Raw genomic sequence first — 21,776 nt, 5'->3', positions numbered from 1 at the left:
GGCTTTGCCTGCCACAGGTTTAGCTGAAATCATGGGGAGCATCGATGGCGATTGACTCGCTCGCGCTGCGCTCACCAAGATGACAACGAAGAAACACAGAACAAGACTTCCGCGGCACCGCTGAAGGCGGGCACGGGAAGCCGCCAGAGGGAGACGAGGGAATGTCCGAGAACCGAGGCGCCATCGGTCGCCGCGCGTTGCTGGGTGGTGCCGTCGCGGGCACCGCCATGCTGGCCATGCCGCACATCGCTGGAGCTCAGGCGAAGGTGATCCGCGTGGGCCTGCCGACCACCCTGTCCGGCCGCATCGCCATTCTTGGCACATCTAGCCGCACGGCGATCCGCTACGCATTCAGCCGCATCAACGAAGCGGGCGGCATCGGCGGGCGCACGCTGGAGGTGATCGACCGGGACACAAAGGGTCGGCCTGACGAAGCCGCGAAGATCACTCGCGACCTCATCAACAATGATGGCTGCGAGATCCTGATCGATGGTGAGTCCTCGGCAGGATCCTTCGCCGTGCACGAGGTGGTGCGCGATATCCCGATCCTTTGCCTGCATACCAACAGCGAGACTTCGTCGCTGACGGCCGATCCGAAGATGCTGGTAAAGCATGCCTTCCGCTGCGCCCGACAGGGTGTGCACGACGCCGTGGCAGGCGGCGTCTACGCCTCGGCTATCTCCAAGGAGCGTGGTTTGAAGCGCTGGATGACCTGCTCTCCGGACTATGCCTTTGGCCGCGACAACACTGCGGAGTTTCTGGTGTTTGCTAAGAAGTTCGACCCGGGCATCGAAGTTGTGGACCAGATTTGGCCACGGCTCTTCGCCCCGGACTATACGGAGAACATCACCAAGATCCTGCAGGTCAAGCCGCAGGCGATGTACTCCGCGCTGTGGGGTGGCGACTTGGTGAGCTTCGTGGAACAGGCCAATCTTTATCGCCTCTTCGGCAACCTGACGTTTTTCTCCTCGTCGCTCGGTGATCCGCCCGTAGCCGGCGCCATCAAGCAGTTGCCCCAAGGCATCCACACCGCCTATCGCTACAATCGCAATTACCCGGCGAAGCCGGAGAATGCGACTTTTGCCGACGATTTCGCCAAGCTCGCCAAGCATGAACCGACAAACTGGGCCTGGCAGAACTACGTGGCCTGCGAGTTCATCGCAGAGGCGCTGCGCCGCACCAATGGCCGGACCGATCCCGCGGCCTTGTCCAATGAAGTTGCCGGAATGGAGCTCAAGACGGCGCTGGCGGTGGACGAGACGATCACCATGCGTGCCAGCGACCACACCATCATTGGCTACCCGGTGCCCTGGGGCATCACCATCCCCACGGCGCCGTATGTGAGGGACTTCGTGCCGGTCGAGTGGGCGCAGATTCTGGAGATGGAGCAAGAGTGGAAAAAGGGGAAGGGCTACGCCTGACGCCGCCCTAGCCACTCATCCGCGGGAAACGAACATGAATCTCGAGGTACTGGCTGGATGCATGACATCCGGCGCCTGCGTCGTGACGCAGATCTCCTCCGGCCTGATCGTGGGCATGCTACTGTTTCTTGTTGCTTCGGGCCTATCGCTGATCTTTGGCGTGCTGGGTATCGTGAACTTCGCACACGGGGCCTTCTATATGGCCGGTGCCTATTTCGCCCTGCTGGCCTATGAGCAGACATCCAGCTTCGCCACGGCCCTGGTTTTTGGCGCGCTCGCCGCGGGGGTCGTCGGTGTCGCCTTTGAGCGTTTTCTGATGAGCCGCGTCTACGGCCACGACGTGCTGATGCAGCTGCTCGTCTGTTACGCCGCCATCCTGATCTTCGACGACCTGGTAAAGATCCTGTTCGGCGCCGACTACAAGCTCATGGGCATGCCCGAAGCCTTTGCCACGGCACCGGTCGAGATCGCAGGCGGCTTCGTGCCCGGTTACTACATCTTCATGCTGGTCATCGCTCTGGCGGCCGGTCTCGGGTTGTGGCTCGGCATCAACAAGACCCGCATGGGCAAGATCATTCGCGCGCTGGCCATCAACCCCCAGATGGTCGGCGCCCTCGGCATCAACACCAAGTTGCTCTATGCCGGAGTCTTCGGTCTCGGCTGCGTGCTGGCGGGGCTGGCGGGCGCACTCGCCGCGCCAGTGCGCACGCTGACACCAGGCATGGGCCTTTCCGTCCTCATCGAAAGCTTCATCGTGACCGTGATCGGTGGCATGGGATCGATTCCCGGTGCGCTGGTCGCGGCCCTGCTGATCGGACTGACCCGCTCCTTCGGCGCCATCGGCTTCCCGCTCTTTGTTGACGGGCTGATGTTCGGCTTGATGGCTCTGGTTCTGGTGGTCCGGCCCAGCGGACTTCTCGGCGCGAAGGCTGGCTGAGATGCACCGCGATGTTCTCCGGGATCTGATGATTGCCGCCGCAGCGCTGGTTGTTCTTCTGGTTCTCCCGGCCGTGTTCCCGCAACCAGCCCTGCGCGACTTCCTGATCTACGTCATTGCCTTTGGCCTGCTGGCCATGTCGCTCAACCTGCTTGTCGGGCTCACCGGCCTGGTGTCCTTCGGCCACGCCGCCTATTTCGCCTCGGGCGCTTACAGCTTCGGCCTGCTGATGCAGACCGGGCGGTTCTCCGTTCCCCTGGCGATGCTCTGCGCGTTGGCAGGAACCGCGCTGCTTGCTCTGGTCATCGGCGCCATCTGCGTTCGGTTGAAGGAGATCTATTTTTCCTTCATCACGCTGGCTTTCCAGATGTTCATCCACAGCATCATCCTGACGTGGGTCGATGTAACTGGCGGTGATCAAGGCTTGCGCGGCGGTATTCCGCGCCCGCCGTTTCTTGGCATTGACCTGGCTCAGGCGGGCACGCTCTACGTCTTCTGCGCCGTGGTGTTCGTGGTGTGCCTGCTGATCATGCGGCAGGTCTGGCAATCGCCCTTCGGCTACACCCTGCGCATGATCCGCGACAATCCGGCGCGCGCCAACTTCCTGGGCGTGAACGTCCTGCGCATGAAGCTTGGCGTCTTTGTGCTGGCGGGCACGATGGCGAGCATGGCCGGCATTCTGATGGCGCTCTTCGTATCCGGTGCCTATGCGGAGTTCGCCTTCTGGACCATGTCCGGTGAGGCCATCTTCATGATCATGCTCGGCGGTACGCAGGTTTTCCTTGGACCTGTCATCGGCGCAATCCTGCTGCAGACATTGAACCATTACATCACCATCTACACGGAGCATCACGGACTGGCGCTGGGCATTGTTATCCTGGCCATTGTTCTCGGATTGCGGCGTGGCGTCGCCGATTATGCGCGGGACTGGCTGATGTCCCGCCGCACCGTGCGCGCGGAGGCCGCGCCCAAGGCGGAAGCGACGAAGAAGGCGGTGAGCTGATGCTGGACGTGCAGAACCTCAGCAAATCCTTCGGCGGCGTGCAGGCGACCCGGGATGTCAGCCTTCATTTTCCTCCCGGTTCGCTGACCGCCATTATCGGACCCAACGGCGCCGGGAAGACGACCTTCTTTAACCTGATTTCCGGTCACATCCGTCCGGACTCCGGCCGCGTCCTGTTCGAGGGGCAGGATCTTGTCGGGCTCTCAAGCCTGGAAGTGGTGCGACGCGGCATGGCGCGGGCATTCCAGGTGGCTTCCCTGTTTCCCAGCCTGACGGTGCGGGAAGCAGTTAATGCTGCCGTCACCTCGCATCAACGCCGCTCGGCGCGGCTCTTCTCGCGCTTCCCGCTTGCCGACAGCCGGGACCGCGTCACCGAGCTTCTGGAGTTGCTGGGGCTCTCCAGCAAGGCCGATGTGCTGTCCGCCAACCTGTCCCATGGCGATCAGAAGTTGCTGGATATCGGGCTGGCGCTCGCCATGGAGCCGAAGGTGCTGTTGCTCGATGAGCCGACGGCCGGGATGGGTCCGGATGAGCGATGGCGTATGATCGACAAGGTGCACCGCCTGTGGCAGGCGAAGCAGCTGACGATGATCTTTATCGAGCACGACATGGATATCGTGTTCAAGATTTCTCAGACCGTGCACGTTCTGAAGTACGGGGCTGTTCTGGCCCAGGGCACGCCGGAGGACATCCGCCGCAATCAGGATGTGATCGACGCCTATCTCGGCACTGACCACCACATGGCCCTGGCTGTCGAGGAGACCTGAACCCCATGGATACACCCATCCTGGAGATGCGCGGCGCGGATGTTTTCTACGGCGCCAGCCAGATCCTCTTTGGTGTCGATCTGACCGTCCTTCGCGGCCAGACCATGGCGTTGCTCGGGCGCAACGGCGCCGGCAAGAGCACGACATTCAAGGCCATCGCCGGCATCGCGCCGCCGCGTGGGGGCCAGGTGTTGCTGTCAGGCCAGGCTGTTTCCGGACGGGCCCCGTACCTCGTCGCCCGCGCCGGCATCGGCTATGTGCCGGAGGATCGGCAGGTCTTCCCCGAGCACACTGTGGAGGACAATCTGATTGTGGCGGCCAAGCGCGGACCGCGAGGCGAGCGCCACTGGACCACCGGTCGGATCTACGAGGTCTTTCCCATCCTCGCCGGGATGCGCAACCGCATGGCCGGGCGCCTGTCCGGCGGCGAGCAGCAGATGCTTACCATTGCCCGTACCCTGATGGGCAACCCGGATGTGCTGCTGCTCGACGAACCCAGTGAGGGCCTTGCTCCGATCGTCGTGCGGACCATCGGCGAGCTGATCCGGCAGTTGCGGGAAATGGGTGTCACCATCCTGCTGGCCGAGCAGAACATGCATTTCTGTCTCGGCATCGCCACGCACGCCACGGTCATCGACAAGGGTCAAGTTGTCTATAGCGCGACCATCGACGAGTTGCGCGGCAACGACGCCATCATGCAGCGCTATCTTGCCGTTTAAGGATGCAGCCCATGACACGAGATGAAGGCCGTGGCCGTGTTGTTCTGGTCACGGGTGGCGCCAGCGGCATCGGCTTCGCCACGGCCAGTCTGCTGGCACGGCGAGGCTGGCGGGTGGTGATCGGCGATCTCGACGCCGGCCGCACCGCCGGCGCCGCCGCCGAGATCGGTGCGTCGTCCATCGCTTTCGATGTGGCCGATGAGCATGCAACGGAAGCCGCGATGGAGCGCATCGAGGCGGCCCACGGGCCGGTTGAGGCACTCTTCGCCAATGCCGGGGTGATCCAGCCGGGCAGCAATCCGGAAGAACTGTCCATGTCCGAGTTCGACCGCGTCATCGCGGTCAATCTTCGCGGCGTTTACCTGTCCTGCGTGACGGCCGGCAAGCGCATGGCACGGCGTGGCCGTGGCGGCATCGTCATCACGGGATCGGTCACCGCCTCGCGCGCGGCGCCGTTGCACGCCTATGCGCCGTCCAAGGCGGCGGCGGTGCACATGGCCGCTTGCCTCGCGGTCGAATGGGGCCGTTCCGGGGTGCGCGTCAATGCGATCTCGCCGGGCTATGTGGCCACGCCGCCGGTGCGGGCGGCCATCGAGCGGGGGCTGCGGGACCCGCAACTTCTCAGGGATGCGGCGCCGCTCGGCCGCCTGGTCGAACCCGAGGAGATCGGCGCCGGTGTCGCCTTCCTGTTGTCCGACGATGCCTCGGCGATCACCGGCATCAACCTGCCGGTCGATGCCGGCTGGCTGGCCGGCGCGACCATGACAACCTATGGCGGCATGCGGCCCGCGCGATGAGCTCTGCGGTGGGGGTATCTCCTCCGGAAAGTTCCGCGTCCTGTCTGCATCAGGGTTCTGGCCGCTGCTTGGCGCGCAGCCAGGGCGCTCAGCCGGTGATGGACCACGCCCTTCGCGTTTATCACCCTGCCTCAGCATGGCGGCCACGCGGGATCCAGCCGCCTGAGCCTGCGCCGACGGAGAATGCGCTCAACCGGGTGTCATGGGGGACATGATGGCCTGCTCCCGCAGCCGCGCCACCGTGGCATGCAAATGCGCCATGACGGCACGGAGGGCTGGCGTCATGCCCCGGGCAGGGCTGACCGCCAGCATCAGCCGCACGCGCAACGGCGGTGCGCCAAGCCTGCGCAGGATGTAGCGCCGGCTCGCAGCTTCTCGCGTCAACGCCGCACGCGGAAGCACGCTCCAACCCACCCCCTGCTCAACCAGGGCGCGGATGGCCGTCAGGCTATCCACCTCCAGCAGCTGCGAGGGATCGGGATGCGCGCCTGCCCTGTGCAGCGTGCGGCGCAGCCCGTGTTGCCGGTCCGGCAGGATGAGCCCGAGCCGCGCCATCGTCGAGAGCGGCACCGGCTCTTGTTCCGGCCCAGCCCCGCCCAGGTCACTGGCGCGGCTCCGGTGGGCGAAGAGCAGCAGATCCTCCTCCGCCAGCACCTCCGCCATGATGGTCCGGCTGCGCCGGCTGTCGTACAGAATGGCGACGTCGAGCCGGCCTTCGATCAGCCATTGATGGATGAAGCCGCTGAAGCCGTCGACTAGGCGGATGTGCAGCTGCGGGTAGCGCTGCCGAAGCTCGCCGAAAACCGACTGCGCGAGATGCACCGACATGAAGGTCGGCACGCCGAGCACCACCTGCCCGCGCGGCACCGGGTCGTCCAGCGTGGCAGTCAGGTTCGCCAGGGCTGCCAGCAAGGGCCGCGCGACCTCGGTGAGGCGTTGCCCATCCGCGGTCAGCCGGGCACCGCGTCCATGCCGGTAGAGGAGCGGCCGGCCGACCTCCTGCTCCAGGAGCGCGATCTGCCGTGACAGGCTGGGCTGGGCCAGGCCGAGCGCGGCAGCTGCGCGGCCGAAACTGCCATGTTCGGCGATCGCCAGCAGGGAGCGGAGCCGGACCTGATCCATAGCCTACAACTATAGCTGCTACTGCGAGGCGGCGCAGGCCCCGCCGCGCTATGGATGCCGCATGGGAAACACCAGAACCGCCGCCGAGATCCTCCTCGATACCCTGGCCGCGCGGGGGGCCGACCGTGCCTTCTGCGTGCCGGGGGAATCCTACATCGCCCTGCTGGACGCACTGCACGCGCATCCATCCTTCGACCTGGTCACCTGCCGGCACGAGGGCGGCGCAGGCTTCATGGCGGTGGCCGATGCCAAGCTCACCGGCCGCCCCGGCATCGTGCTGGTGTCGCGTGGCCCGGGTGCCTGCAACGCTGCCATCGCGCTGCACACCGCCGAGCAGGATGCGGTGCCGTTGATCCTGCTGATCGGCCAGGTGGAGAAGCGCGACCTGCGTCGCCGCGCCTTCCAGGAAATCGACTACGCGGCCATGTTCGGCGGCATCGCCAAATGGGTCGGTGAAGCCACGCATCCTGACCAGGTTCCGGAGCTGATCGCCCGGGCCTGGACGATGGCGACCCAGGGCGTGCCGGGGCCGGTGGTACTCGCCCTGCCGGAAGATGTCCTGGCCGCGCCCTGCGCCGCTCCCGCCTTGCCGCCCACCCGCATGGCCGGCGCCGCGCTGGCGGCAGGAACCGCCGCGGAACTGGCCGGGCTGCTGCGACGGGCCGAGCGGCCGATCCTGCTGGCCGGCCACGGGCTCGATGTGCCGGGCGGGCGCGAGGCGTTGCTGGCTTTCGCCCAGGCGTGGCGGCTTCCGGTGGCGGTGTCCTTCCGCCGGCAGGATCTCTTCCCCAACAACCACCCGCTCTATGCCGGCGATCTCGGCCTGCGAAATCCGGATGCGCAGCGCGAAGCCTTCGCCGAGGCGGATCTGGTATTCGCCCTGGGCACCCGCCTGACCGACATCACCAGCCAGGGCTATAGCTGGCCCGCGCCGGGGCAGCGCCTGGTGCATGTTTGCGCCGAACCGCGCTTTCTGGGCTGGCAGTTCCCGGCGGAGATCGCCGTCGCCGCCGAGGCCCCCGCCGTGCTGGCCGCGCTGGCCGCCGAGCCGCCTGCCTCGCCGCCTGGCCGAGAGGGCTGGAACCGTCGCCTGCGGAAGTTGCAGGAGGCGGACAGCCGAGCCACGGCCGAGAGCTTCCCGGATGGCCTCTCCTTTCTGCGGGTGGTGCAGCTGGTGGGTGCATGCGCGCCGGCGGATGCGATTGTCACCCTCGATGCCGGCACCTTCGCGGCGCCATTCTACCGCAAGCTGGTTTGGCATCCGCCGCAGCGCCTGCTGGCACCGATCTCGGGTGCCATGGGATTCGGCGTGCCTGCTGCGGTGGCCGCGGCTCTGCGCCACCCGGAACGCACGGTGATCTGCGCGGTGGGCGATGGCGGCGCCCTGATGACCGGAAGCGAGCTGGCCGTGGCCATGGCGCGCGGCTTGCCGGTCAAGGTGCTGCTCTCCGACAACGGCAGCTACGCTTCCATCCGGATCCACCAGGAGCGGCAGCATCCGGGCCGCGTCTCCGGGACCGACCTCGTCAATCCCGATCTCGGCGCCTGGGGAGCCGCCTTCGGTGTGCCGCTGCTGCGTGTGGAAAGCGAGGCGGATCTGCCGGCGCTGGAAGCCGCGCTGCGCGCGCCGGGTCCGCTGGTGACCGTGGTGCGCACCTCGCTCCAGGCGGTGCTGCCGCAGGGTGCAGCGGGTTCGATGCCTGGAGCGGCGCAGGGCTGAGGGTCGCCCGCATTCGCCCATGACGCCCGCGCGGCGTGGACGAATCGGTTGAGCGGGTCCGTTCCGAGACTGGGCGGTCCCCGCCACAGGGGGGCGCCACGAGGCTTCGCTGCGGAGCATCCTTGCGTGCATGGCACGGAACAATGCGCGAGGCGCCTGGCTGAAACCGTCGCTGCCAGTCGCCGGATGGAGCAACGGTTGATCCGGAAACGGCACGTTACTGGCGGTCGCCGGAACCTTCAGGCTGGTCGTGATGTTCTGCTTCGGCGGCGGGGCGAGAGCCGGCAAGCATGGCAGATCGCGACGGCGATCGGGAAAGGAAGGCGGGCATGGCACGATCAGACGGCAGTGAAACGGTTCCGGTCGCGCTGCAGCCGCGGAGCGGCGACTACGGCTACGATCTCGACCATGCGTTGCGGTCCGTGGTTACCTTGCGGGCCCAGGTGCCGGAAGACGCTTTCACCGCCGACACTCTTGGAACCGAGCGGATCGGCGGCGCCGTGCTGATCCGCGAGGACGGCCTGCTCCTGACCATCGGCTACCTTATTACGGAGGCGCAGGACATCTGGCTGACCACCGGTGAGGGACGCGTCGTGCCGGGCCATGTTGTCGGCTATGACCAGGTTACTGGCTTCGGGCTGGTCCAGGCCCTGGGCCGGCTCGGGATTCCGACCCTGCCTATCGGCGCCTCCGGCGAGGTGCAGGTGGGCGAGGGCGTGGTCTTCGCCGGACCGGGTGGCCGGGAAGCGGCCCTGGCCGCCCGCCTGGTCGCCCGGCAGGAATTTGCCGGCTACTGGGAGTATGTTCTGGAAGACGCGCTCTACACCGCGCCCGCCCATCCGAACTGGGGCGGCAGTGCGCTGATTGGGCCGAAGGGCGACCTGATCGGCATCGGCTCCATCCAGCTCGGCCACGATCCAGGCGACGGCAAGGTGCGGGTGCTCAACATGAGCGTGCCCACCGATCTCCTGAAGCCGATCCTGGAGGAGATGCTGACGCTGGGCCGTCCCAACCGCCCGCCGCGCCCTTGGCTGGGCATCATGGCCAGCGCGGAGGAGGGCCAGGTGGTGCTGATCGGCGTGGCCCAGGGCGGGCCGGGCGACCGGGCCGGGTTGCGCAAGGGGGATATCGTGCTCGCCGTGGGGCGTGACGTGCCGGCCGATGAGGCCAGCTTCTTCCGGGCCGTGTGGGCGCGGGGGGAGGCGGGAACCGATATTCCCCTGCTGCTGGAGCGCGACGGCGACCGGTTCGAGGTCCATGTCACCTCCGGCGACCGGCATCGCTTCCTGAAGGCGGCACCGTTGCAGTAGGCGGGGGCCGAACCTCCGCCCCCGCAGGGATCAGGCTGCGTGGCTGGCCACGGTGAACGCCTCGGCAAAGGACAGCCGCTCGCCCTGGCTCATGTGCAGGCCCCGCTTGCTGCGACGCCACAGCGCGTCATCCGCGCTTCGCACCCATTCCTTGTCCACCATCCAGGCCAGCTCGCGTTCGGTGATGCCGCCGCCAAGATCGCGGCCCAGCGCGGCTGCCGAGCGCGCATGGTCCAGAACGGCATCCAGCTCGGCGCCGTAGCAGCGGAACAGGCGCCCCAGCGTCGCCGCATCCAGAAAGGGGAAGCGCCGCCCCGCCTCGCTCAGGTACTGTGCCGGCGTCAGCCCGCCAAGGTCTCCGCCCGGCAAGGTGCTGCCGGCGGTCCAGGGCCTGCCGCCCTTGCCAAGCGCCGCGCAGAGCTGCGTGGCCGCATCCTCTGCCAGCCGGCGGAAGGTGGTGATCTTGCCGCCAAAGACGGACAACATCGGCGCAGCGCTACGGTCGAGTTTCAGCACATAGTCCCGCGTCACGGCCGAGGGGTTCTCCGCCCCGTCGTCATGCAGCGGGCGCACGCCCGAATAGGTCCACACAATATCGCGCGGCGAAACCGCCCGGCGGAACTGCCGCGACACGGCATCGCAGAGATAGGTCGCCTCCTCGTCGGTGCAGCGCGGTGGGCCGGAGGCGGGATCGTGCGGCACGTCCGTGGTGCCGATCAGGGTGAAGCGTCCCTCGTACGGGATCACGAAAACGACGCGGCGATCGTGGTTCTGCAGGATGTAGGCCTGGTCGCCCTCATACAGCCTGGGGACGATGATGTGGCTGCCGCGGACCAGACGGATGCGGTCCGGCGCGGGAATGCCCGCACCGTCCAGCGCCTGCATGACCCAGGGACCCGCCGCATTGGCGATGGCGCGGGCCCGCACGGTCTCCGTCCGGCCTTCTGGCCCCGTCAGCGTCGCCGTCCACCCCTGCGCGTCCCGGCTGGCGCCGGCGAAGCTGGTACGGACCCGGATCTCGGCTCCGCGCAGGGCGGCATCGCGGGCATTCAGCACCACCATGCGCGAATCCTCGATCCACGCATCCGAATAGGCGAAGCCATGGCTTGCCGCGCCGTTCAGCGGTGCGCCCCAGGGATGGTTGCGGAAGTTTAGCGCCTCGCTGCCCGGCAGCGTCACCCGCTTCGCCAGGTGGTCGTACAGGAAAAGCCCCGCGCGCAGCATCCAGCGCGAGCGCATGTCCGGCACATGGGGAAGCACGAAGCGCATCGGCCAGACGATATGCGGCGCGAGGCGCAGCAGCACCTCGCGTTCGGCCAGTGCCTCCCGCACCAGGCGGAACTCGCGGTGCTCCAGATAGCGGAGCCCGCCATGCACCAGCTTTGACGAGGAGGACGAGGTGGCGCCGCCCAGGTCGCCGCGCTCCACCAGCATCACGGACAATCCGCGGCCGGCGGCATCGCGCGCGATGCCGGCGCCGTTGATGCCGCCGCCGATGACCAGGAGATCCACCGCGTCGCGCATCAGATCAGCCTCGCCCGAATACGGGTGACAATGACTTCGGCCAGCAGCACAACGACCAGGATGGCGAGCAGCACCGTCGCCACCCGGTCCCACTGGAAGAAGTTGATGGCGTCGTCCAGCACCAGGCCGATGCCGCCGGCACCGACCAGGCCGAGAACGGCGCTTTCGCGCACATTGATGTCCCAGCGGAACAGCGCGATGCCCCAGAAGGCCGGCTGCACCTGCGGCCAGACGCCCTTGAGCATCTCGGCACCCCAGGGCGAGCCTGCGGCGCGCAGCGCTTCCCGCGGACCAGGGTTGGTTTCCTCAAGCGCCTCGGCCAGCAGCTTGCCGACGAAGCCGACGGAGCGGAAGGCGATGGCGAAAACGCCCGCCGCAGCGCCAGGGCCGAAGATGGCGACGAAGAGCAGCGCCCAGACCAGCGAGTTCACCGAGCGCGACGCCACCAGCCCGAACTGCGCCGCGACGTTCAGCGGCCGGATCGTGCAGACATTGCGCGCGGCCATCAGCGCCAACGGCACGGCCAGAACAAAGCAGAACACGGTGCCGAGCGTCGCGATGTGAAGCGTCTCGATCAGCGCGTTGTGCACCTCCGGGTAGTAGTGCGCGAGGTTGGGCGGCCACATGCGCACCAGCATGTCGGCCATCTGTTCCGGCGCATCGACCAGGAACTCGGGGATGATGTCGATGCTGCGCACCGCCCACACCACGGCGGCGACGCAGAGGAGCCAGACCAGCCAGCGCGAAACGCGCTGCGCCGGGGTGAAGCGGTGCCATTCGCGCCGCAATGGCGCCACGGGGTCGCCGCCCTGAGGCGGTGTCATGGTCATGCTGTTCATCGCAGGGCCGCCCGGACACGGCCGGAGATGATCTCGGCCAGGAAGATGAGGGCAATGATGGCGAGCAGGATCGCGGCGACGAAGTCGTAGTCGAAGCGCTTGAACGCCGCGAACAGCGTGCCGCCGATGCCGCCGGCGCCAACAATGCCGACCAGGGTCGAGTTTCGCAGGTTGCTGTCGAGCTGGTAGAGGCAGAAGCCGATGAAGCGCGATGCCACCTGCGGCAGCACCGCGTAGGCCAGCACCTTCATCACGCTGGCACCCGTGGCGCGGATCGCCTCGACCTGCTTCATCGAGATTTCCTCGATGGCCTCAGCGAACAGCTTGGCGATGAAGCCGACGGAGGCCACCACCAGCGCCGCCGTGCCGGCCAGCGCACCGAAGCCGATGGCCTTCACGAACAGGATGGCGACGATCACGTAGTGCAGCGAGCGGCAGATCGCGATGATCCCCCGCACAGGCGCCGAGATCCACACCGGCGACAGGTTCCGCGCGGCCAGCACGCCGAGCGGCAGCGAGATCGCGATGCCGATGGCCGAGGCCAGCACGGCGATCTGCAGGCTTTCCAGCATGCCTTCCAGCAGCAGCTGCCAGCGCTCGAAATTCGGCGGCACCATGCGGCCCAGCAGCCGCGCGCCTTCACCGAGACCGTGCGCGAGGCGGTCTCCGCTCAAGCCCAATCGGCTGGACGCCCACACCGTGTAGGCTGCAAGCGCCAGCAGCGCGATGCGCATCGGCCAATTCGGCGCGAAGGCGGCGCGTTGTGGAGAGGTGGTGCTCACAGCCAGTCCTCGCCGCCGTAAATGGCGCGCAGGTGGTGTGCCTCGAGCTTCTCGGGCGGACCGTCGAAGATGACGGTGCCACCCGACATGCCGATGATGCGGCGGGCGAAGCGCTTGGCCAGGTCAACATTGTGGATGTTGATGATAACGGGCACGCCCTCGGCGGCCGTCAGCCTGGTCAGCAGCTCCAACACCTCAACCGCCGTGCGGGGATCGAGCGACGAGGTCGGCTCATCGGCCAGCAGGATCTCCGGCCGCTGCATCAGGGCGCGGGCAATGCCGACGCGCTGGCGCTGGCCCCCCGAAAGCGCGTCGGCGCGCCGGGTCGCGTGTTCCGGAAGCCCCACCGCATCCAGCAGCATGAAGGCGCGCTGGATGTCCGCCTCGGGATACCTGCGCATCCACGCGCGCCAGAGCGGCACATAGCCGAGCCGTCCGCTCAGCACGTTCTCCATCACGGAGAGCCGCTCCACCAGGTTGTATTCCTGGAACACCATGCCGATACGGCGCCGAGCGAGGCGCAGCGCCTTGCCCCGCAGCCCGGTCAGCTCCGTGCCGTGCAACCGGATGGAGCCGCGCGTCGGCTCCACCAGGCGGTTGATGCAACGGATCAGCGTCGACTTGCCGGTGCCCGACGGGCCGATGATCGCCGTGATGCCCTCGGCGGGCACCGCGATGTCGATGCCCTTCAGCACGGGCTTGCCGGGCGCGTATTCCTTGACCAGGCCCCGGATCTCCAGGGCGGTGGCCAGCGGACCGGCGGCACCCGGTCGTGTTTCGGTCATGGTGGCAGACATGGTTCCGCTTTCGTCGCTGCTCAGCGGGCCGGCTGTGCCGGGCTGCCGGTCGGCGCCACATGGGTCGGTGCCGCGGGGTTCTGCGCGGCGCGCTTGCGGGCTTCCGCTTCCAGCTCGCGGCGGGACTCGGCGTCAAAGGCCGCCCGGTTGTACGGCGCGTTCACGGCATCGGCGACGGCGCGCACGGGGGCCCAATTCTCGGCATAGGTCGCGGGCCAGAAGCGGTCATTGCCGCCAAGGTCCTTGGCCATCTGTTCCGGGAAGCGATAGTCCAGGAAGCATTCGCGGATCTTCTGCGACACTTCTGGCTTCAGGTCGTGCGCCACGGCGAAGCCGCTGGTCGGGAACGGATCGCTTTCCCAGATGACGCGGAAATTGTCGCCCTTGACCTGACCGCGCGCCACCATGCGGGTGTAGACGTCGGATGCGACCGGCGCGGCGTCGTAATCCCCGGCATTGACGCCCATCACGCTGCGGTCATGGCCACCGGAGTAGACGACCTGATAGTCCTCGTCGGGCTTCAGCCCGAGGCCGGGAAAGAAGGCGCGGGGCGCGAGGTTGCCGGAGTTCGAGGTTGCGGAGGTGTGCGCCACCCGCTTGCCTTTCAGATCCGCCACCGTCTTGTAGGGGCTGTCGGCCTTCACCAGCATGACAACCTTGTAGCTCTCATAGCCATCGGCGTTGCCCTTCACCGCGAAGGGAACGGCCCCGGCGAGATTGACGGCAAAGGCTGTCGGTCCGGTCGAGAAGCCTGCGACATGCAGCCGTCCCGAACGCATCGCCTCCACCTGTGCCGCGTTCGACGTCACCTGGAAATACACTGCGCGCTTGCCGGTGCACTTGCCGAGATAATCCAGGAACGGTTTGAACTGGCTGGCGTAGAGGGCCGGGTCCTCGACGGGCGTGTAGGTGAAGACGATGGTGGAGGGATCGCGCAGCCGGGCGGGGTCGGTCGGCGTGTCGGCCACCATGTTCCGATCGGTGTCGCAGAAAGCTTCGTCCAGCGCGCCGCGGAAGGCGCAGGCCGCGCCCTGGGCGGCTGCCGGCACGGATGCGGCGCCCAGGCCAAAAGCCAGGCCCAGCGCGGTGCCAGCCAGATACAAGGTCTTCATGCGGCGTTCTCCTCCAGGGACAAGAGGCCGCGCGCCTTCAGCAGCGCGTCGGCGAATTCGGCGAAGCCCGTGCCACCTTCGGCGCGGGTGACATAGGCGGGCGGCGTTGCCATGCCCGCCAGAAAGGGTGCGACGTTGGCAACGCCGATGGAGCATGGCACAGCCCCAAACAGCGGGGCGTCATTGGCGCTGTCGCCAACAAAGGCGATCTGGTCGCGCACCGAGGCAAAAGGCGCGAAGCGCGCCGCGAAAAGCGCCTCGATCCCGGCGCGTTTGTCCCACTCGCCGATCCAGGCATTGACGTGGATGGACGACAGCTTCGCCTCCGCGCCGCCCGCGCGGAACACCGCCGCGATGCGCTCGGCCGCTTGCAGACCGAGCGGCCCGGCATCCTCGCAGAAATCCACGGCAACATCGAACAGGCGGAAGGGCTGGTCGGCGGCAAGGGCGCTGCCGGGCACGGCGTCAAGCGCCCGCTGCGCCAGCGCGTGCAGCCTGGCGTGATTGGCCAGACGCGCTTCCTCCGGCTGGGCTTGCCAGCGGCGCATGCGGCGTGCGTCGCGGTCCAGCCCGTACCACAGCGCGCCGTTCTCCCCGACCACGGCGGCCACGGGCCAATGCCGGGCGATGGCATCGCACCACCCTGCCGGACGGCCGGTGACGGGGATCACCGCGATTCCGGCCGCATCCAGCGCTTCCAACGCCGCGTAGGCGGCGGCGGGCAGCCGGCCATCCAATGTCAGCGTGTCGTCGATGTCGGTCAGCACCCAGCGCAGCTGCGCGAGTTGCTCGGCGGGGGCTTCGGCCAGGGGACGGGGCCGGGCGAGGTCTTGTGTCATATACATGTTGTAAGTGCCACTTATCGATGTGGCAGGTCAAACATGATCTCTACACTTTTGTGGCAATGTCCAGCCGCAGCCCGTGGCGCCCTAATGCGGCGGCCAGTGGCGGCGGCGGGGCTGCGTCGGTGATCAGGTCGGTGATCTGCTCGGCCGGGCAGACCTGTTCCAGGAAGGCCCTGCCGAATTTGGAGGAATCGGCCAGCAGAAGCCGCCGCGGCGCCCGCTCCAGCATCGCGCGCTTGACCCAGGCGGCGCGACTTTCGGCCTCGCTCGGCCCTTCCTCGGTAAGGCCTGAAGCACCGATCACCGCCATGTCCACATGGAACCGGCGCAGAAACGCCGCCGTTTCCGGACCGTAAAGGCCGCGCTCCACGGCGCTGAACTCTCCGGGTGCCAGCAGGACCCGCAGGCCGTCGCTGCTGCCGGCGGCGAGGGCGGCATCGATGCTGTTGGTCAACAGCGTGGCGCGCACGCCGCGCCCCGCCAGGGCGCGCGCGAAATGGGTGGTGGTGCTGCCAGCATCCACCATGATCACGGCGCCTTCCTCCACCAGCGCTGCCCCCACCTCTCCGATGCGCCGCCGCTCGTTCACGAGAACCAGCTCACGTTCCGACAGGCGCGGCTGACTGGCCGGATGGGAAACGGAGGCGCCGCCATAGGTCCGCCGCACCATGCCACGGGCGGACAGGGCCTCGATGTCGCGCCGCACCGTTTCGGTTGAAACGCCGAACTTGCCGGCCAGGGTGCTGATGCGAACGGTGGGGTCGTTCGCCAGCGCCCCGAGAATGGCGTTGTGGCGCGCTTCTTTGCCCAGGGCCGGGACGGAACGTTGTTTCAACATGATGTTGGAAGGTGCCACATCCCCGCGTGCCGGCAAAGGGCAACGGCGCAGCGGACCGGTTCCGCATCGATGACCTTCCGGTGACGTTTCGGCGTCATCCCGGGAAAGGCCGAGCTCTGCCCAGGCCGCCGCGATCGAAAGCGGCATGGCCGCACGCGCCAGGGCGGTTGAAGAGGTCCCATCCGCACTATATGCCGTGGTCATGGTTGTTCGTCGCATCACCGCCATCACGCCGGCTGCATCGGGGAGAACGTGCGTCCCGGATATTTGGCGCGTGCTCCGCCGGGCAGGTTGCGCAGGCTTCCATCGTCGCGCCCGAGTGTCGGGAGCATAGGCCCGAGGGTGCCGAGCTCCTTGTCCAACACCCAGGGCGGCTGCGGCATGCGCTCCCTGATCGGCGCAGCGGACTGGGGCAACTCCCCTCTCGGCCGCCGGGCGGAATGGCCGTCGGCGCTGCGGGCCGGCGTCGACCTGATGCTCGACAGCATCGGGCCGACCTGGCTGGCCTGGGGGCCGGAGCTGACCTTTCTCTACAACGATGCCTACCGTCCCCTGCTTGGCGACAAGCACCCGGCGGCACTGGGCAGCGCGCTGGCCGAGGTCTGGGCCGAGATCTGGCCGGATGTCGGGCCTATGGTGGCCAGCGCTCTGCGGGGCGATCCCGTGATCGCGCATGACCTGCCACTTCGCGTTGAGCGGGGCGACGGGCCGGAGGATGCCTTCTTCACCTTCTCCTATGCGCCCCTGCGTGACGATGGCGGCGCTGTTCTCGGGCTCTTCTGCCATGTTCTGGAAACCACCGCCGGAGTGCTGGCGGCGCGGCGGCGCGACAGTGCCGAGAGCGTCATGCGGGCGACCAACACCAGCCTGGGCCGGCAGGTCGCGGAACGCACCGCGTCGCTGCGCCTCTACCGCGACATCATCGAGTCCTCCGCCGATCCCATCTGCGCCTTCGACACGGAGCTGCGGCTGACCGCCTTCAACCAGGCGCACAGCAACGAGTTCCGGCGCATCTTCGGCATCACGGTGCATGTTGGCGACGTGCTTCCCGAACAGCTGCCCGAAGACCAGGCGAGGATCATGCGGAGCACCATGTCCCGCGCGCTCGCCGGCGAAAGCTTCAGCATGGTGGCGGAGTTCGGCGATCCGGCCCTGGCCAAGCCATTCTGGGAAGTTTCCCTCGCCCCGCTGCGCGACGAGGCCGGCCGGGTGGTCGGGGGGTTCCATTTCGCCAGGGACATTTCCGAGCGCATCGGGCAGGAAGCGCAGCTGGCTGCGACGCAGGAAGCCCTCCGCCAGGCCCAGAAGATGGAGGCGGTGGGTCAGCTTACCGGGGGCGTGGCGCATGACTTCAACAACCTGCTGACGGTTGTGCTGGGCAGCCTGGAGTTGCTGCGGCGGCGGATGCCGCCCGATCCTGTGCTGCTGCGCTTCGTGTCCTCGGCCGAGGAGGCAGCACAGCGCGGTGCGCAGGTCAACGCTCAGTTGCTGGCTTTCTCCAGGCGGCAACCCCTGCGGGCTGTCACGGTTGACGTCGGGGAGGTGATCCACGGCATCTCCGAGCTGATGAAGCAGACGGTCAATGGTGCGGCGGAGTTCGAGATCTCGCTGCCGGACAAGGCATTGCCGATCCACGTCGATCGCAACCAGCTCGAGATGGCGCTGCTCAACCTCGTCGTGAATGCGCGGGACGCATCCCGCGAAGGCGGCCGCATCCGCGTGGAGGTCCGCGATGGCGGCGGCTCGGCGCAGGATGCCTGGATCTCGGTGGTGGATGAAGGAGAGGGCATGCCGCCGGAAGTGGTTGAGCGGATCTTCGAGCCGTTCTTCACCACCAAGGAAGCGGGCGTCGGCACGGGGCTGGGCCTCAGCATGGTGTATGGCTTCGTGCGCCAGTCCGGTGGCGAGATCGATGTGGAGAGCGTGCCCGGCCAGGGAACACGGGTCCGGCTGCGCCTGCCCTCCGGCCGGCCCGGTGCCGCCATGGCCCAGGAGGAAAGGCGCCTTCCCGTCCGCACCGCGGATGGCGAGCGCATCCTGGTGGTGGAGGACGACCCGGCGGTGCGCGCCATCGCGCTCGGGGCGCTGGGCCAGCTCGGCTACCCGGTTCACGAGGCGGCGAATGGCGACCAGGCCCTCAGAATGCTTCAAGACGGGCTGGCGGTTGACCTGCTCTTCACCGATGTGAGCATGCCGGGAAGCCTGGACGGCGTCTCACTGGCGCAACAGGCCAGTGCCCTGTGCCCGGGCCTTCGCATCCTGGTGACCTCCGGACGGCTGCCGGAAGGGCTGGACCTGGATGCGGTCGGAACGGTGGGCGGCGCGTTTCTTCCCAAGCCGTACCAGCCCATCGACCTTGCACTGGCGATCCAGTCCATCTTCGATGGGGTATCCTGAATGCCGGGAAACACCCGTCCCGGCCAAGCTGCCGATACCGTCTCAGAGAGTGCGTGATGACCGTCGCGAAGGACTTGCCGGAAGCTCCGCTTCCGCTGCACCAGCAGCCCGGGGTGGACCTGACCAATTGCGACCGTGAGCCGATCCACATCCCGGGCAGCATCCAGCCGCACGGCATGATCTGCGTGCTGGCGGAACCCGAGCTGACGATCCGCTCGGTCAGCGCCAACATGGCCGAGGCGACAGGCCGGCCGGCCGCGGCCTTCGGTGGCGAGCCGGTTGATTGCTTGCTGCACGATGAAAGCGTCGCCGTTCTGCGGGAAGCCCTGCGGCAGCCCGATCCGACCCACGGCAATCCCTACACGCTCCATCTCCGGCACGAGCAGGCCGGGCCGGGCTGGAACGGCGTGCTGCACCGGCACGATGGCCTGTTGCTACTGGAGCTGGAGCGCAATGACGGGGTCGGGCCATCCTACCGGGCCTGTTTCGACCATGTCCGTGCCCTGACGCAGCGCCTCCAGGCGTCCAGGTCGTTGGCGGATGCCTGCGCTGCCACCGTGGCCGAGGTCCGGCGCATGACCGGTTACGCCTTCGTCATGGTTTACCGTTTCCTGCCGGATGCGGCCGGGCAGGTGATCGCCGAGGACCGGGCGGAGAACATGCCCTCCTATATCGGCCTCCATTTTCCCGCCAGCGACATCCCTGCCCAGGCCCGCGCGCTCTACGTTCGCAACCCCAGCCGCAACATCCCGGATGCCGCCTACGAGCCGTCGCCCCTGGTGCCGGAGACCGACAGCCGCACGGGCCGCCCGATCGACCTGAGCCAAGCCGCCCTGCGCAGCGTGTCTCCGATCCATGTCGAGTACCTGTTCAACATGGGGATGCGGGCCTCCATGTCGGCCTCCATCATCCGCGACGGGCAGCTCTGGGGCCTGATCTCCTGCATGGACCGTGTTCCGCGCTACCCGAGCTACGAGGTACGCCAAGCCTGCGAGCTGATGGCCCATGCCCTGGCCTGGCAGATCGGCGTGCTGGCGGAGGTCGACGCGGCGCATTACCGGCTACGGCTGCAGACCCTGCAGACGAGGCTGGCCCTCGACATGGGCACCGCCCCGGACGCGCATGCGGTGCTGCGCCAGCACAGCCCCGCGCTGCTGGAGGCGGTGGATGCTTCCGGCGCCGTGCTCTGGGCGGCTGGCGCCGTGACGCCGGTCGGCCGCGTCCCGGCGGAAAAGGAGCTGGAGGGCCTTCTGGCATGGGTGGGCCGCTCCATGCGGGGCGAGATCTTTCACACCGACAACCTGTCCGCCGATTACCCTGGCGGCGCGGCCCTGGCGGCCGAAGCGAGTGGGTTGCTGGCGGTGCCGCTGTCCCGCTCGGGGGGCGACATGATGCTGTGGTTCCGCCCCGAACTGCCGCGCACCGTGCAGTGGGGCGGTGATCCGAACAAGGCCGCCAGCCCCCAGGATGCCGACGGACGCATCCATCCCCGCAAATCCTTCGCGGCCTGGGCGGAGCAGCTCCGCGGCCGCTCCCGCCCCTGGGAAGCCTACGAAATCTCCGCTGCCATGGAGTTCCGGGACGTCACGGTGGACGCCATCGTGCGTCGCGCGGCCGAGCTGGAACGCAGCAACGCGGCCATCCGCCGCTCTGCCGAGCAGCTGGAAACCTTTGTTCACGTGGCCTCGCATGACCTGCTGGAGCCCGCACGGCAGGTGGAAACGCTGACCGGCATTCTGCGCACCATGATCCCGGCCGAGATCGCCGCGGACGAGGACACGCAGGAGGTCATGGACGGCATTCGCGGTGTGTCCGGCCGCCTGCGCCGCATGATCGGCGACCTGTCCGACTATTCGCAGGTGGGACGCGAGGCACAGCCCTTCGAGCCGGCCGACCTGGACGAGGTGCTGCACGAGGTGCGGGAGATGCTGGCGCGTCCCATCGCCGAGGCGAAGGCCCGCATCGTGGCGGAAAGCCTGCCGACCGTTGTATGCGACAAGCGGCAGATCCGGCACGTCTTTCTCAACCTGCTGTCCAACGCGCTGAAATACCGCTCTCCCACCCGCCAGTCGGTGATCCGCGTCTTCGAGGGTTCCGATCCGGCGGCCGCCGGCGCCGCGCCAGATGCCGAGCGGATGGTGACCATCTGCGTCGAGGACAATGGCATCGGCTTCGATCCCGGCCAGGCCGATGGCATTTTCGAACCCTTCCGCCGCCTGCACGGCTCGACGCGCTACGAAGGCAGTGGCGTCGGGTTGGCGATTTGCCGCAAGGTGATCGAGCGGCACGGCGGCACCATCCGGGCCGACGCACAGGAAGGCCAAGGCGCGACCTTCCACTTCGCCCTGCCGGTGCGAGGCTCCTATCCTTCCAATGCTTGAGGCCACAATGCCAAGCGAAGCTCTTGTCGCGACGGATCAGGCCTCTGTCCTCATCGCCGAGGATGACCGCTTCGATCAGCTCATTCTGAAGCGCGCCTTCAAGGCGTCGCAGCTCGGTGTTTCCGTGCGCTTCGTCGACCATGGCGAGGACCTGCTCAACTACCTGCGCGGCGGCGTGCCCGGCGGCGGAAAGGACGTGCCGCTGCCCGCCGTGATCTTTCTCGACCTGAACATGCCGGTGGTGGATGGCTGGGGCGCGCTGCGGCAGCTGCGCGCCGAGCCGCAATGGTCCGAGATCCCGATCATCGTCATGTCCACGCTGGTGGATGAGAGCGAGATCGCCCGCCTCTATGCCAGCGGTGCCAACGCCTACTTCACCAAGCCAACAAGCTTCGAGGACATGGTGGCCGCCATCCGGGCTTCCGCCGCACGCTGGCTGGTTGCCCCGGAACCGACTGCATAACC

19 protein-coding genes are annotated in these 21,776 nt (G+C 67.6%); 11 read left to right on the top strand and 8 right to left on the bottom strand.

Going from position 1 to position 21,776, the window contains the following annotated elements; genetic code table 11:
- The first annotated feature begins 161 nt into the window (after nucleotides 1-161).
- Genes ACFOD4_RS19890 through ACFOD4_RS19865 form a run of 6 tightly spaced genes read left to right on the top strand, consistent with a single transcriptional unit; the run spans nucleotide 162 to nucleotide 5,644 of the window.
- A complete protein-coding gene (locus tag ACFOD4_RS19890; RefSeq protein ID WP_379599299.1) occupies nucleotides 162-1,421 on the top strand; it encodes an ABC transporter substrate-binding protein in 1,260 nt (419 codons plus the stop codon).
- 34 nt (nucleotides 1,422-1,455) lie between these two features.
- The gene (locus ACFOD4_RS19885; RefSeq protein WP_379599297.1) at nucleotides 1,456-2,358 is read left to right on the top strand and encodes a branched-chain amino acid ABC transporter permease; all 903 of its coding nucleotides are present in this window, start codon (nucleotides 1,456-1,458) and stop codon (nucleotides 2,356-2,358) included.
- 1 nt (nucleotide 2,359) lies between these two features.
- Complete coding sequence (locus tag ACFOD4_RS19880) at nucleotides 2,360-3,361, top strand: branched-chain amino acid ABC transporter permease (RefSeq protein ID WP_379599295.1); 1,002 nt, start codon at nucleotides 2,360-2,362, stop codon at nucleotides 3,359-3,361.
- On the top strand, nucleotides 3,361-4,128 hold the full coding sequence (locus tag ACFOD4_RS19875; RefSeq protein ID WP_379599293.1) for an ABC transporter ATP-binding protein: 768 nt from the start codon (nucleotides 3,361-3,363) through the stop codon (nucleotides 4,126-4,128). The genes ACFOD4_RS19880 and ACFOD4_RS19875 overlap by 1 nt, the downstream gene beginning before the upstream one ends.
- Before the next feature lie 5 nt (nucleotides 4,129-4,133).
- Complete coding sequence (locus tag ACFOD4_RS19870) at nucleotides 4,134-4,847, top strand: ABC transporter ATP-binding protein (RefSeq protein ID WP_379599291.1); 714 nt, start codon at nucleotides 4,134-4,136, stop codon at nucleotides 4,845-4,847.
- An 11-nt stretch (nucleotides 4,848-4,858) separates the two neighbouring features.
- Nucleotides 4,859-5,644: an SDR family NAD(P)-dependent oxidoreductase gene (locus ACFOD4_RS19865; protein ID WP_379599289.1), complete on the top strand. Its 786-nt coding sequence runs from the start codon at nucleotides 4,859-4,861 to the stop codon at nucleotides 5,642-5,644.
- Between the two features lie 189 nt (nucleotides 5,645-5,833).
- Here ACFOD4_RS19865 and ACFOD4_RS19860 read toward each other — a convergent pair whose 3' ends face one another.
- The gene (locus ACFOD4_RS19860) at nucleotides 5,834-6,766 is read right to left on the bottom strand and encodes a LysR family transcriptional regulator (RefSeq protein ID WP_379599287.1); all 933 of its coding nucleotides are present in this window, start codon (nucleotides 6,764-6,766) and stop codon (nucleotides 5,834-5,836) included.
- A 61-nt stretch (nucleotides 6,767-6,827) separates the two neighbouring features.
- On the opposite strand from ACFOD4_RS19860, the gene ACFOD4_RS19855 reads away from it, so the two are divergent.
- Nucleotides 6,828-8,486, top strand: coding sequence for a thiamine pyrophosphate-binding protein (locus ACFOD4_RS19855; RefSeq protein ID WP_379599285.1), 1,659 nt, complete (start codon nucleotides 6,828-6,830; stop codon nucleotides 8,484-8,486).
- 329 nt (nucleotides 8,487-8,815) lie between these two features.
- Nucleotides 8,816-9,796, top strand: coding sequence for a S1C family serine protease (locus ACFOD4_RS19850; protein ID WP_379599283.1), 981 nt, complete (start codon nucleotides 8,816-8,818; stop codon nucleotides 9,794-9,796).
- Between the two features lie 30 nt (nucleotides 9,797-9,826).
- Here the strand turns inward: ACFOD4_RS19850 and glpD are convergent, their stop codons facing one another.
- From glpD to ACFOD4_RS19815, 7 genes are read right to left on the bottom strand one after another with little or no spacing between them, the layout of a single operon-like run.
- Nucleotides 9,827-11,320, bottom strand: coding sequence for a glycerol-3-phosphate dehydrogenase (gene glpD / locus ACFOD4_RS19845; RefSeq protein WP_379599281.1), 1,494 nt, complete (start codon nucleotides 11,318-11,320; stop codon nucleotides 9,827-9,829).
- The gene (gene phnE / locus ACFOD4_RS19840) at nucleotides 11,320-12,159 is read right to left on the bottom strand and encodes a phosphonate ABC transporter, permease protein PhnE (RefSeq protein WP_379599278.1); all 840 of its coding nucleotides are present in this window, start codon (nucleotides 12,157-12,159) and stop codon (nucleotides 11,320-11,322) included. Before phnE (ACFOD4_RS19840) ends, glpD begins: the two co-directional genes overlap by 1 nt.
- Nucleotides 12,156-12,941 carry a phosphonate ABC transporter, permease protein PhnE gene (gene phnE / locus ACFOD4_RS19835; RefSeq protein WP_379599276.1) on the bottom strand — a complete coding sequence of 262 codons (786 nt, stop codon included), beginning with the start codon at nucleotides 12,939-12,941 and terminating at the stop codon, nucleotides 12,156-12,158. The genes phnE (ACFOD4_RS19840) and phnE (ACFOD4_RS19835) overlap by 4 nt, the downstream gene beginning before the upstream one ends.
- Nucleotides 12,938-13,738, bottom strand: coding sequence for a phosphonate ABC transporter ATP-binding protein (gene phnC / locus ACFOD4_RS19830; RefSeq protein ID WP_379599274.1), 801 nt, complete (start codon nucleotides 13,736-13,738; stop codon nucleotides 12,938-12,940). Before phnC ends, phnE (ACFOD4_RS19835) begins: the two co-directional genes overlap by 4 nt.
- 20 nt (nucleotides 13,739-13,758) lie before the next feature.
- Complete coding sequence (phnD, locus tag ACFOD4_RS19825) at nucleotides 13,759-14,850, bottom strand: phosphate/phosphite/phosphonate ABC transporter substrate-binding protein (RefSeq protein WP_379599272.1); 1,092 nt, start codon at nucleotides 14,848-14,850, stop codon at nucleotides 13,759-13,761.
- Nucleotides 14,847-15,695 carry an HAD-IIB family hydrolase gene (locus ACFOD4_RS19820; protein ID WP_379599270.1) on the bottom strand — a complete coding sequence of 283 codons (849 nt, stop codon included), beginning with the start codon at nucleotides 15,693-15,695 and terminating at the stop codon, nucleotides 14,847-14,849. Before ACFOD4_RS19820 ends, phnD begins: the two co-directional genes overlap by 4 nt.
- Before the next feature lie 43 nt (nucleotides 15,696-15,738).
- Entirely contained in the window at nucleotides 15,739-16,533 is a 795-nt protein-coding gene (locus ACFOD4_RS19815; RefSeq protein ID WP_379599268.1) for a DeoR/GlpR family DNA-binding transcription regulator, read from the bottom strand.
- A gap of 354 nt (nucleotides 16,534-16,887) precedes the next feature.
- Between ACFOD4_RS19815 and ACFOD4_RS19810 the strand changes: the two genes are divergently transcribed.
- Genes ACFOD4_RS19810 through ACFOD4_RS19800 form a run of 3 tightly spaced genes read left to right on the top strand, consistent with a single transcriptional unit; the run spans nucleotide 16,888 to nucleotide 21,774 of the window.
- Nucleotides 16,888-18,930, top strand: coding sequence for an ATP-binding protein (locus ACFOD4_RS19810; protein WP_379599266.1), 2,043 nt, complete (start codon nucleotides 16,888-16,890; stop codon nucleotides 18,928-18,930).
- Nucleotides 18,931-18,986: 56 nt separating this feature from the next.
- Entirely contained in the window at nucleotides 18,987-21,311 is a 2,325-nt protein-coding gene (locus ACFOD4_RS19805) for an ATP-binding protein (RefSeq protein ID WP_379599264.1), read from the top strand.
- Nucleotides 21,312-21,318: 7 nt separating this feature from the next.
- Complete coding sequence (locus ACFOD4_RS19800) at nucleotides 21,319-21,774, top strand: response regulator (RefSeq protein ID WP_379599262.1); 456 nt, start codon at nucleotides 21,319-21,321, stop codon at nucleotides 21,772-21,774.
- Nucleotides 21,775-21,776 lie beyond the last annotated feature (2 nt).

Origin of the sequence: Teichococcus globiformis (assembly GCF_042646265.1) — a bacterium.
Lineage (GTDB): Bacteria > Pseudomonadota > Alphaproteobacteria > Acetobacterales > Acetobacteraceae > Pseudoroseomonas > Pseudoroseomonas globiformis.
Note: the sequence above shows the minus strand (reverse complement) of the source record. Positions and strands in the feature narration are given on the sequence as shown.

Coding starts and splice junctions, on each gene's coding strand:
- ACFOD4_RS19815 (WP_379599268.1), bottom strand. CDS start 16,533: ATGTTGAAACAACGTTCCGTCCCGGCCCTGGGCAAAGAAGCGCGCCAC.
- ACFOD4_RS19855 (WP_379599285.1), top strand. CDS start 6,828: ATGGGAAACACCAGAACCGCCGCCGAGATCCTCCTCGATACCCTGGCC.
- ACFOD4_RS19885 (WP_379599297.1), top strand. CDS start 1,456: ATGAATCTCGAGGTACTGGCTGGATGCATGACATCCGGCGCCTGCGTC.
- ACFOD4_RS19890 (WP_379599299.1), top strand. CDS start 162: ATGTCCGAGAACCGAGGCGCCATCGGTCGCCGCGCGTTGCTGGGTGGT.
- ACFOD4_RS19850 (WP_379599283.1), top strand. CDS start 8,816: ATGGCACGATCAGACGGCAGTGAAACGGTTCCGGTCGCGCTGCAGCCG.
- ACFOD4_RS19800 (WP_379599262.1), top strand. CDS start 21,319: ATGCCAAGCGAAGCTCTTGTCGCGACGGATCAGGCCTCTGTCCTCATC.
- ACFOD4_RS19860 (WP_379599287.1), bottom strand. CDS start 6,766: ATGGATCAGGTCCGGCTCCGCTCCCTGCTGGCGATCGCCGAACATGGC.
- phnE (WP_379599278.1), bottom strand. CDS start 12,159: ATGAACAGCATGACCATGACACCGCCTCAGGGCGGCGACCCCGTGGCG.
- ACFOD4_RS19865 (WP_379599289.1), top strand. CDS start 4,859: ATGACACGAGATGAAGGCCGTGGCCGTGTTGTTCTGGTCACGGGTGGC.
- phnD (WP_379599272.1), bottom strand. CDS start 14,850: ATGAAGACCTTGTATCTGGCTGGCACCGCGCTGGGCCTGGCTTTTGGC.
- ACFOD4_RS19875 (WP_379599293.1), top strand. CDS start 3,361: ATGCTGGACGTGCAGAACCTCAGCAAATCCTTCGGCGGCGTGCAGGCG.
- ACFOD4_RS19870 (WP_379599291.1), top strand. CDS start 4,134: ATGGATACACCCATCCTGGAGATGCGCGGCGCGGATGTTTTCTACGGC.
- ACFOD4_RS19820 (WP_379599270.1), bottom strand. CDS start 15,695: ATGTATATGACACAAGACCTCGCCCGGCCCCGTCCCCTGGCCGAAGCC.
- ACFOD4_RS19880 (WP_379599295.1), top strand. CDS start 2,360: ATGCACCGCGATGTTCTCCGGGATCTGATGATTGCCGCCGCAGCGCTG.
- phnC (WP_379599274.1), bottom strand. CDS start 13,738: ATGTCTGCCACCATGACCGAAACACGACCGGGTGCCGCCGGTCCGCTG.
- glpD (WP_379599281.1), bottom strand. CDS start 11,320: ATGCGCGACGCGGTGGATCTCCTGGTCATCGGCGGCGGCATCAACGGC.
- ACFOD4_RS19805 (WP_379599264.1), top strand. CDS start 18,987: ATGACCGTCGCGAAGGACTTGCCGGAAGCTCCGCTTCCGCTGCACCAG.